The following is a 9795-nucleotide window of genomic DNA, read 5'->3' as shown; positions in this document are numbered from 1 at the left end:
TCATGGCTCCAGTCTCTCAAGAGTTGGAGCCTCCGGCAAACCCGGGGCGGTTCAGTACGGCCGTTCCTGGTTGGGCCTATCAATCCTATGCAGCCAACCGGCCTGCAGATTGAGAAACACAAAAATCATGTACGTCGTGTTCGCAAGGACGATGAGGAATACATAGTCCGAGATTGACAGCAGTACGGTGTTGACCGCGAGATCCGTCCACATAGCCGCTACCGGCGCTCCGTGGGTATTCACGCGGGAGAGATATTTCGGCAGCCAACCGTCATGCGAGCCTTGGTAGAGCGTGCGCGAGGAGCCTGCCATCGCCGTCATCACGACAAGACAAATTGAAAGAGTCAGTGTCGCGATAATGACATTGCCTAAAACCGGGCCTGCACCGACCATCCTGACCATGACCTGACCCACGCCGGTGCCGTCGTAAATTCCTGGATCGAGAAGGCCGTCGAGGCCGAGGTATCCTTGGAAGGCAACCGGAACAAGCGTGAAGAACAGGATGCATAGCAGGCCGGAATAGACGAGTGCTCGAACCGTGTCGTACCCGAGGTTCTTGAACTCGCTCACGTAGCAAACAGCTGTTTCAAAAGGGTAGGTCGACCACGCCGCGAGCAAAAGACACGCCATAAGCGTGGTCATTCCCACCATGTCCCATGCCCCGTGCACAGGCTTGCCGGCCGCGTCGATAGTGAGCGGAACGAACGGCGTGAAGTTCTGTGTTTGGATGTCCCCGGTGAGTAACGGCACGATGCCGACCAAAAGAAGCGGCAATAGAACGGCGATCGCGATGATCATCTGCACGCGCGCCGCTTTCAATATTCCACGATGCTGGATGGTGAAGACCGTCAGCATCAACGCCAAGCCAAGGAAAAACGTAGCGTTGAGCCGAACGACGACGCCCTCCTTGATGAAGGAGAGATCGAACAGCGTGACCTGCCAAGTCCTGATCAAAGAATCGGCGGGAAAAAGCAGGTTGAGGACGTAACCAGCCGCCAGACCAGAGCCAATAGCGAGCACCGGGGACCAGGAAAACCAATTTGCCCAGACGGAGATCGGCCCCAGCATCTTACCGTACGGCACCCAAGCAACGGCACCATAGACGGATGCTCCGCCGGACTTTTTCGGAAAAAGCCCCGAGATCTCAGCATATGTAAAACACTGAACGAAGCCGATGAACATCGACAGGATCCAAATGCCCGCCGAGATATTACCCGCCGCTGATGCCACCGCTCCTATCGAGAATAGCACAAGCACTGGCGTGCCTGACGCGATCCAGAATGCGTGAGTCCAGTTTAACGTGCGGCGCATAGTGCCCGCGTCTATTGGTGCGTCTTGGACAGATGATAAAGCTGTCTCCGACATCCCCACCTCCCAGTATAAGTTTCTTTATTTCCGAGGCTCGGCTTCTCGACTTCCGAGATGCCAAATCCCAGTTTGTAGGAGATCATACGGCTGCGACGGAAAAACTTCCCGAGCGGCTATTTATTGCATTGAGCAATTTGATGCTTAAGGGAGAGGGAACATTGAAGCGCAACAATATGCGCGCGGTGCACCGCGATTATTTCGCTTTTGCAACCACGTCGCCCGCTGCAACATCGCGGGCTAAGAAGGCGTCTTTTTCTGAGCAGGCCGCTTCCGCGACGGGGCGGATGGCCTTTCGCCTTACTTCTTCCATGAAGATTTCAGTCACGAGCCGCTTGGGCGCATTGCGGTTCGAGATAGCATAGATATCGCATCCGGTGGCAAGTGATTTCGATGTGAGCGGCCAGAGGTTGCCCTTCCGTACATCGGCCGCCGCCATTCGCTCGGGTAGCAAACAGATGCCCAATCCCAGAACTGCGAGTCGCCTTGCTTCTTCGAGGTTAGGAGTCGATGCTGCGACGCGTTTTCCAAGCCCGTGGCGCAGACGGTAGTGGGTCAGGCTGTCCGGTTCGTCGGCACCAGTAAGGATGAGGGGTTCGTTGGACAGGGCTTTCACCGCATCCAGCGATACTCCAAACAGATGGTGGCTCTTCCCGCAGTAGACGAGGTGTACTTCCCGGGTAAGGAACTCATACAGAAGTTCTGAATATCTTGCGTGTACGGGCGCAATGCCGATATCAACCTCATTGCGTAGGACCGCGAGTGAAATCGTTTCCCAGGTGGCCACCTCGATTTGCAACTCGACAAGCGGACACCGCGCTCTGAATGCGACCAGCAGCTTGTCGAATTTCGTGCTCACGAAGTTGCTAATGGTGCGCAGCCGAAGCCGACCGCGAAGTTCCTGCGATGCGTTGTCGAGGCTGTCGGGAATCCTGTCGAGCTTGGCATAAACCTCGCTCACGCATTCGTACAGAATTCGGCCTTCGTCTGTCAGCTCAAACCCCGCAGGCCCTCGGCGGCAGAGCTTCTTCCCGAGATGCCGCTCGAGCCTCTGTAGCGCCAGACTGATCGTGGATTGCTTGCGCCACAGCGCGTTCGCTGCGGATGTCACACCATTTGCCTCGACGATGCCGTGGAAGATCTTCAAGAGATTCCAGTCGAGGTCGAGGCAGAACTTCTGACGCATTCTCATGCACGCTCCAGAGGGGGCACAGGGCGGGACCGTACGCCCACTCCGCGCAAGAGCGTACAGATCCCTCAACGTCGTGCAAGAGACAGTTTCTCTGCCGAACATTGACAGAGTCAATGCTCATCATGAGGCCTTTGGGAGTTTTAATCACTGCGCTCGCGCCTATCATCCTACCTCAGTGCAGCAGCGACCAAGGTTACGTTGATGGCAGGCAAGAGAGACGATCACGGCCACGATCATGGCCACACGCATACACACCGCCACTCAGTTCACGGTGTGAAGCGGGAAGATACCCACGGTGCAAAGACGATGGAGACGCTTTCGCGCATCTCGCAGCGGAAGCAGGATGAGGAGGTCAAGCAATCCCTCCAGTTCGGACTGGAAGCCGCTGACTCCGTCATCGACCGGAACATCTCTTTGTTCAGCCGAGGCCATCAGCCGGCCTTTGCCGGCATCAATACCTTCATGAAGGCGCCCTATTGCGAGGACATTCGCAAAATTGGCAATTATGAAGCGGCCTTCGTCGGCGCACCGTTCGATTCAGCAACGACGTATCGGCCGGGAACGCGTTTCGGCCCGCAGGCCGTGCGTCGGATTTCCGCGCTCTACGACGGCTATTGGTTCGACGGCGGCGTAGACATCTACGAGGAACTTGATCTCTGTGATGCCGGCGACATTTTCGTAATTCCAGGCAACATCGAGAAAACTTTCGATCAGGTAACGAAGGCGGTGTCTCATATCTACACGTCTGGTGTTTTCCCGATCATCTGCGGCGGTGATCACAGCCTCGGGTTCCCCAATGTGCGCGGGATCGCGCCCCATATCGACGGCAACGTGGGCATAATTCATATCGACCGGCACATTGATATCCAGGAAAAGGATATGGATGAGCGCATGCACACCACTCCGTGGTTCTGGACCACGCACGAAGGCACTCACGGCACGCATCGCGACCACAGCCATATGCATGATGTCGGGTTGTCCAACTGCCATCCGAAAAATCTGGTCCAGATCGGCATTGGCGGATGGTACGGCAATCGCCCGGGAACAGCAGTCGCCAAACGACGCGGCACGAGCGTGCTTACAATGCACGATGTGCAGAAGCACGGTCCGCAGAGGGTCGCCGAGATCGCATTGGAGATGGCGTGGGAAGGCTGCAAAGCCGTGTACCTATCCTTCGACATTGACTCGATCGACCCCGGATTCGCACCCGGGACCGGCTCGCCGGAACCTGGCGGCCTTCTTCCACGTGAAGCATTCGAAATGATCCACACCATCGCCCGCGAAGGCCTGTGCGGCATGGAGGTCGTAGAAGTTTCTCCGCCGTATGACGTCAACGACAACACCGCACAGCTTGCGTGCCGCGTTGTGCTGGACGTTCTCGGCACCCTCGTTGCCGAGGGGCATCTCGGTCATCGCAACAAAGTTATGAAGTGAAATCCCATGACAAATCGTTCGGTCGTTCGTTCGGCAATCGCCGGTTTTTTAATCGTGGCGTCTGCAGCTCCAGCGCTGGCGCACGTAGGTCATGGCGAGACTCACGGTCTGATGCACGGGTTCATGCATCCGATCGGAGGTGCCGATCATATGCTAGCGATGGTGGCGGTCGGCATATTAGCCGCAATGTTGGGCGGCCGCGCACTCTGGATGGTGCCGGCTTGCTTCCTGGCCATGATGGCAGGTGGAGCGGCGCTCGCGATCGGGGGAATCCAGTTACCCTTTGTCGAACTCGGCATCTCGCTGTCTGTCGTCGCACTAGGATTGGTGGTCGCGCTGCAGTTGCCATTGCCGATCGCCGCCGCTATGGGGGTCGCCGGCTTTTTTGCGGTCTTCCACGGTTATGCGCATGGATCTGAGATGCCGCTCGACGCGTCGGGCGCGAGTTACGCTCTGGGTTTTCTAACCGCTACTGGAATTCTGCATCTCACCGGGATCGCAGCTGGTAAGGGTTTTAGCGCCGGACTCGCGACACGCGGCGCAGCTTCGAGAGTCGCAGGCGGCGCGATAGCCCTTGCGGGCCTGTTCGCGATAGCCCTTGCGGGCCTGTTTCTGTCCGTATGAATGACGGCGTTTCCTGGGGAGCAGCGCAAGTGGGTATAACGGACCACTCGTGCGGCTCCCTTTGGTGTTGGGACGAGAGAGGCAGTCTCTGGCCTGCTTTCTCGGCCTAGCGGAAGACCCTTAGGTCTACCTTGGACCCGAAGTTCTCATCTTCATCCGCCCCGGCGCGCCATATCCTCCACTCAATCACGTCAATATCCCGGGCTCCTCTCAGGTCGAGCCACCAGCGCGAGCGCACGTCGGCGGCATTCTCTCCCGCTTCTCTCTACAAATCGCGTGTCGACTGCGCGATCACGCCGGCGTAGTGGGCCAGCCCCTCGAAAAGGTCGATCATGTCGCTCGCGAGCCGGAAGCTCAGCACGTCGCGCTGGTTATCGAGGCGCAGACGCGCCAACACGCTCTGGCGGGCCGCGGCCGCCAGCGTCTCGATCTCCTTCCGATTTTCCAGAAGTCGCGCGATCGCCTCGGGCTGATGATCCTCGATCAGGTGAACAGCCTCATCCAGCAGGGCAAAGACGGCCTTGCCGAAGGCCCAGGTCGTCTCGTCGTGCAGAAGCTTGAGGTCGGTCCCGCCGGCAAGGCGTCGCTCGGCGACGGACACCATGTGTGTCATGGCGATCTGGTCCACGCTCTCGAGGGTCGTCGTGAGGCGGACGAGCGCGGTCATGACGGCGCCCTCCCCTTCGGAATGCGATTCTGATCCGATCCGGCCGATATAGGTGAGGATGTCGGTCGTGAGCCGCTCGGTCTGATTGTTGCGCTGTACGAGAGACGCGACGTCCTGCACGTTGCCGCGCACGGCCACGCTGGCGCTCGCGCGCACCAGGTCGACAATCTGGGTGCCGAGCCGTTGCAGTTCGAGGCGCGCACGCTGCACGGCCAGCGCCGGAACCTCCAACGCGGCCTCGTCGAGGAATTGCGGCGCGAAGGTCTCGCGCTCGGCCGGTTTCGCGGGAACGAGCCACTCGGCGAGCCGCGCGATGGGGCTGGCGAACCAGATGAGCGCCAGGGTGCTCGCTACGCTGAAGATGGTATGCGCGTTCGCGACCTGGCGTGGCGTCTCCGCCGCGAGCCGCGCCACGCCGTCGAGCTCCGGGGCCACGGGTGACACGGCGCGCACGAAATCCGCGAACTGGGGAATGATGAAGACGAGCATCAGCACCCCGAAGACATTGAACAAGAGGTGCACGATGCCGACCTGCAACGCCACTGCCGGCTTGCCGATGGCGGCCAGAAGCGCCGTCCCGCACGTGCCGACGTTCGCGCCGAGGATGAGCGCGATGCCCGCCTCGAGCGGCATCAGCCCCTGACTGCCGAGCGCGATGATGATGGCGAGCGTTGCAGCCGAGCTCTGCACCACGGCTGTGAACAGGGCGCCCGCCAGGATGCCGATCCAGGGGCTCCGCATCTCCTGCATGGCGTCGATGAAGGGCTGGAAGGTGCGTAGCGGTCTCGTTGCGTCGCCCATGAACTGGATGCCGAGGAACAGGAGCCCGAGCCCGAGCAGCGTCCGGCCCGCGAGCCGCAAGGTCTCCTGCTTCGCGAAGGCGTGGGCGAGGAAGCCGAACGCCAGCATGAAGGGCACGAGGCGGGAGACGTCGAAGGCGATGATCTGCGCGGTGAGGGTTGAGCCGACGTTGGCGCCCATGATCATGGGCACCGTTTGGCCGAGCGTCATCAGGCCGGCCGAGACGAAGCCCACCATCAGCACCGTCGTGATGGTGGAGGAGTTGAGCAGCGCGGTCACGCCCGCCCCCGCCAGAACGCCGCGGAAGCGGTTGGCGCTGAGCTCGCCGAGGACGGTCTCGAGCCGCGCACCGGCCAGTTGCTTCAGCGCCTCGGTAAGCAATTGGAGGCCGAACAGAAACAGCGCGAGTCCACCGGCGAGCTGACCGATGGTGGCGGCGAGGTTGAGCCCGCCGGGTGTTTCCATGGTTCTCTTCCTTCAGGACGGGCGTGTGCGCACCGGGGCCTGCGCCCCCGGGCGTCACGTCACCGGAACACTGGCGCTGAGGGCGTCGATCTCGCCGGCGAACCGCTCGAAATCCGGAGACTCGGGCGCGGCATAGTTGAGGTTCTTGAACAATCCGGTCATGCGCGTGAAGAAGTTGCGCGCCGCCTCCTTGTCCGCGAAGCGGTATCGGCTGGTGACGATGGCGTAGACCCGGTCGAAGAGCTGCTTCTGCCGTTCGAGGGACATGGAGCTGTCCACCGCGTCGAAGGCATCCTGCTGAAGGAACACCATGTCCAGGAACTTCGCCGCCTCCATGACCGCGAAATCCTCGAGGCTGACGCCGTCCTCGCCCGCGACCTGCTCCATGCGGTGAATGTCCTCGCCGCGGTTGAGGAGGTCGATCATCTCGTCGATCCGCGCGCTCCAGTCGGCGCCCATGTGCTCGGTGACCCAGGAATCGATCTGCTTGCGGTAGCGCGACCAGGAGGTCAGGGGATCGATGGCGGGATAGAAGCGCTTGTAAGCCCGATCATAGGAGAGCCCGAGGAAGCATTTGACCGCCGCCAGCGTCGACTGGGTGACGGGCTCCTCGAAATTGCCGCCGGCCGGCGAGACGGCGCCGATGAGCGTGAAGGCGCCCACGGATCCGTCATTGGTCTTAAGCACGCCCGCGCGCTCGTAGACACCCTTGATGGCGCTGTCGAGATAGGCGGGGAAGGCCTCCTCTCCGGGGATTTCCTCGAGCCGCCCCGAGGTCTCGCGCATGGCCTGCGCCCAACGCGACGAGCTGTCGGCGATCATCAGCGTGCGTAGTCCCATCTGGCGGTAATATTCGCAGAGGGTGATCCCGGTATAGATGGACGCCTCGCGCGACGCGACCGGCATGGAGGACGTGTTGCAGACGATGATCGTGCGGTCCATCAGCGATCGGCCGGTCTTCGGATCCTTGAGGCGCGGGAAATCGGTGATGGTCTCCACCACCTCGCCCGCGCGCTCGCCGCAGGCCACCAGCACCACCACGTCGACGTCCGAATGGCGGGCGATGAGATTGAGCAGCACGGTCTTGCCGGCGCCGAAGGGTCCGGGAATGCAGGCCGCTCCGCCCTGAACCACCGGGAAGAAGGCGTCGATGATGCGCTGGGTGGTCACCATCGGTTCGGATGGATAGAGCCGTGTGGAGTAGCCCTTGTCCAGAAGCCGCCGCGGCAGGGCCCGGCGCACCGGCCAGGGCTGGGCGAGCGTGACGGTGCGCACCGCCCCGTTCGGGGCCTTCAGACGTGCCGCGGGCTCGTCGACGGTCATCGAGCCTTCGCGGATCCAGTCCACCGTCCAATCCTCGTCGAGGTCGAAGGGCACCATGATCTTATGCAGGATCGGTCCCTCGGGCACGGTGCCGAGCGTGTCGCCGGCGCGGACCCGCTCGCCCACCTTGCGGGTGGCGGAGAAGGCCCATCGGGCCTGCGGGTCGAGGCCGGGCGCGGCCACGCCCTTGGGCAGGAAGACGCCATGACCCTGCGCCAGGGCCTCGAGCGGGTTCTGGAGCCCGTCGTAGACCTGGCCGAGGAGCCCCGGTCCGAGTCGCACCGACAGGAGGAGCCCGGTCTGCTCGACTCCGTCGCCGAGGCCGATGCCGACGGTGCTCTCATAGACCTGCGCGTCCGCCTCTGCCCCCATGACCCGCAGCACCTCGGCCTTGAGGCGCTGCTGTGGCTCGCGGGCGGGACGGATATAGACGACCTCGTTCTTCATCAGCCGGCCCTTCTCGGGATCGGCGAGGCGCAGGCGAACAATGTCTTCCTGGACGGCGATGATGGAGGCGGTGACGTCGGCACTCATGGGGGGCTCTCGATCGAAGTAAGGGCGTCTGCGGTCGCCGCGTCGAGCAGAGCCTCGAAGCGACGTGTGGCGATGGCCACGTCGTAACGAGCCCAGCGGTCCGCGAGCGCCCACCGGATGAAGTAGAGGGCGACCGCCTCGAAATCGAAGAGATGACCCTCTCCATGCCGATCGGCCGAATCCCAGGCGGCTTGCAGCACAAGCCGCTCAAGCCCCATCGCATCGCCGGCTTCGAGCTTCGCGCGGGCGGCGGCGATCCAGGGGAAGGTGCGGCCCAGGCCGAAATTCGGCTCCGACCAGTTGTTGCGGATGGTCTCGACGATGCCGCCGTAGCCCCAGCGCAGGTCTGCGGCAGGCGCCTCCTCCCCGGCCGCGCGGCGGCGCAAAGCTGCGATGATGGTGCGCAATTGCAGCCGGTCGTGCAGCACGGCCTTGAGCGACGGGCTGTCGAGCCGCGCCATCAGGCCGTCGATGCGATCGAGGAAGGTCGCATCATCCTCTCCCAACTTGAGCCTGCTCCAGGCGAAGCCCGAGCGAAGAGCCTCCAGGGTGGCGCGGTCTTCGGGCGTCAGCAGGCCGAGCCGTGCCTCGAGCCGCGTCGCGCTGATGGCCGGCGTTTGGCTTCCAAGCAGCGGTCCGAGCGACGGCAGGCTCGCCATCAGCATGATGTAGGGCTCGCGTGGCCCGCCGATCATTTGACGACGCCTTCGAGCAGGGCCCGGAAGCGGGGCTGCAGGTGGGCGAGAAGCAGATGCGCCACCGCCTTGTCGGTGAGGTCGATGCTGACGCCACGGTCGAGCAGCTTCAGGCGGATGCCGCTGTCGTCTCCCTCGGCGCGGGTGAAGACCACGCCCTCCCGGAGCATCCCGGCGGCCGAGGCGGCGACGAAATGGGTGAGCGAGCCGGCCTTGAGCTCCTCGGGATTGCGGCGCAGATCATCGAGGCCCACCACCGCGCGCGGCAATTCCACCTCGACGCTGTTGGACTTGTCCGCCTCGCCCTCGGTGCGCGCCCGCCCGGCGACCGCCAGGATAAGGTGCTTCAGCATCTCCTCGTCGCGCAGCGTGCCGGAGACGACCTTGCCCACCTCGTCGGCGAACCGGCGGGCCAGATGCTCCTTCAATTCGAGAACGGCGTCGCGGGCAGCGATCCTGAGCGCCTCCTCACCCGCCCGGCGCAGCGCCGCGGCTTCCTCCGCCGCGCTCGTCACCTGCGCCTTGGACGACGCGTCCGCCTTCGCCAGGATTTCGCGCGCATGCGTCTCGGCTTCGCTGACGAGGCGCTCGGCCTCGCGCCGCCCGGAGGCGACACCTTCGTCGCGTAGGCGTGAGATGAGCGTCTCGACGCCCTTCGAGGCTTGCGAGGCAGCCTGATGGTCGCTCATGACCGT

At 62.7% G+C, this 9795-nt stretch carries 8 protein-coding genes; 2 read left to right on the top strand and 6 right to left on the bottom strand.

The annotated features are described in order from the left end of the window. Positions 1-51: 51 nt before the first annotated feature. The gene (locus V7082_RS14375; RefSeq protein WP_334149675.1) at positions 52-1365 is read right to left on the bottom strand and encodes an APC family permease; all 1314 of its coding nucleotides are present in this window, start codon (positions 1363-1365) and stop codon (positions 52-54) included. Positions 1366-1561: 196 nt separating this feature from the next. Beyond that, positions 1562-2551: a LysR family transcriptional regulator gene (locus tag V7082_RS14370; protein WP_334149673.1), complete on the bottom strand. Its 990-nt coding sequence runs from the start codon at positions 2549-2551 to the stop codon at positions 1562-1564. Positions 2552-2758: 207 nt separating this feature from the next. Between V7082_RS14370 and V7082_RS14365 the strand changes: the two genes are divergently transcribed. Continuing rightward, positions 2759-3991 (top strand): agmatinase family protein, encoded by a 1233-nt coding sequence (locus tag V7082_RS14365; protein WP_334149671.1) that lies wholly within the window; start codon positions 2759-2761, stop codon positions 3989-3991. Positions 3992-3997: 6 nt separating this feature from the next. Beyond that, the gene (locus tag V7082_RS14360; protein ID WP_334149668.1) at positions 3998-4615 is read left to right on the top strand and encodes a HupE/UreJ family protein; all 618 of its coding nucleotides are present in this window, start codon (positions 3998-4000) and stop codon (positions 4613-4615) included. 265 nt (positions 4616-4880) lie between these two features. Here the strand turns inward: V7082_RS14360 and V7082_RS14355 are convergent, their stop codons facing one another. From V7082_RS14355 to V7082_RS14340, 4 genes are read right to left on the bottom strand one after another with little or no spacing between them, the layout of a single operon-like run. Continuing rightward, a complete protein-coding gene (locus V7082_RS14355; protein WP_334149666.1) occupies positions 4881-6548 on the bottom strand; it encodes a Na/Pi cotransporter family protein in 1668 nt (555 codons plus the stop codon). Between the two features lie 54 nt (positions 6549-6602). Continuing rightward, a complete protein-coding gene (locus V7082_RS14350) occupies positions 6603-8405 on the bottom strand; it encodes a V-type ATP synthase subunit A (RefSeq protein WP_334149664.1) in 1803 nt (600 codons plus the stop codon). Beyond that, positions 8402-9100, bottom strand: a complete 699-nt coding sequence (locus V7082_RS14345; protein WP_334149662.1) for a DUF2764 family protein — start codon at positions 9098-9100, stop codon at positions 8402-8404. Before V7082_RS14345 ends, V7082_RS14350 begins: the two co-directional genes overlap by 4 nt. Further along, positions 9097-9789: a hypothetical protein gene (locus V7082_RS14340; protein ID WP_334149660.1), complete on the bottom strand. Its 693-nt coding sequence runs from the start codon at positions 9787-9789 to the stop codon at positions 9097-9099. The genes V7082_RS14345 and V7082_RS14340 overlap by 4 nt, the downstream gene beginning before the upstream one ends. Positions 9790-9795: the final 6 nt, after the last annotated feature.

Origin of the sequence: Hyphomicrobium sp., assembly GCF_036833075.1 — a bacterium.
In the GTDB taxonomy this organism is placed as follows: Bacteria; Pseudomonadota; Alphaproteobacteria; order Rhizobiales; family Hyphomicrobiaceae; genus Hyphomicrobium_C.
This window is presented reverse-complemented; position numbering and strand designations above follow the sequence as displayed.

Coding starts and splice junctions, on each gene's coding strand:
- V7082_RS14355 (WP_334149666.1), bottom strand. CDS start 6,548: ATGGAAACACCCGGCGGGCTCAACCTCGCCGCCACCATCGGTCAGCTC.
- V7082_RS14345 (WP_334149662.1), bottom strand. CDS start 9,100: ATGATCGGCGGGCCACGCGAGCCCTACATCATGCTGATGGCGAGCCTG.
- V7082_RS14350 (WP_334149664.1), bottom strand. CDS start 8,405: ATGAGTGCCGACGTCACCGCCTCCATCATCGCCGTCCAGGAAGACATT.
- V7082_RS14360 (WP_334149668.1), top strand. CDS start 3,998: ATGACAAATCGTTCGGTCGTTCGTTCGGCAATCGCCGGTTTTTTAATC.
- V7082_RS14365 (WP_334149671.1), top strand. CDS start 2,759: ATGGCAGGCAAGAGAGACGATCACGGCCACGATCATGGCCACACGCAT.
- V7082_RS14340 (WP_334149660.1), bottom strand. CDS start 9,789: ATGAGCGACCATCAGGCTGCCTCGCAAGCCTCGAAGGGCGTCGAGACG.
- V7082_RS14375 (WP_334149675.1), bottom strand. CDS start 1,365: ATGTCGGAGACAGCTTTATCATCTGTCCAAGACGCACCAATAGACGCG.
- V7082_RS14370 (WP_334149673.1), bottom strand. CDS start 2,551: ATGCGTCAGAAGTTCTGCCTCGACCTCGACTGGAATCTCTTGAAGATC.